1 pseudogene is annotated in these 369 nt (G+C 43.1%); it reads right to left on the reverse strand.

From position 1 onward, the window contains the following. Positions 1–369: pseudogene (locus tag EMN46_RS19465) on the reverse strand (acetyl-CoA carboxylase biotin carboxylase subunit); the annotation flags it as partial.

Genomic DNA, 369 nt, shown 5'->3' on the forward strand with positions numbered 1-369 from the left:
TTCATCTAATGCGTTGCGCATACGACGAAGAGCGATTTCACGAGTTTCACCATAGCTAATGACTTTTGCGATCATCGAGTCATAGTAAGGTGGAACTTTGTAGCCTGAATATAGATGAGAATCGACTCTGATACCTAAGCCGCCTGGGGGGTGATAGGTCTCTACCAAACCTGGGCAAGGCATAAAGGTCTTAGGGTCTTCCGCATTAATGCGGCACTCAAATGCATGGCCTTTTATGACGATATCTTCTTGCTTGATGCTAAGCTTTTCTCCGCAACAAACGCGAATTTGTTCTTTAATTAAATCAACGCCAGTCACCATTTCTGATACAGGGTGTTCTACCTGAATTCGCGTATTCATTTCAATAAA

The sequence above is a fragment of the Ancylomarina sp. 16SWW S1-10-2 genome, assembly GCF_009669305.1.
GTDB lineage: Bacteria > Bacteroidota > Bacteroidia > Bacteroidales > Marinifilaceae > Ancylomarina.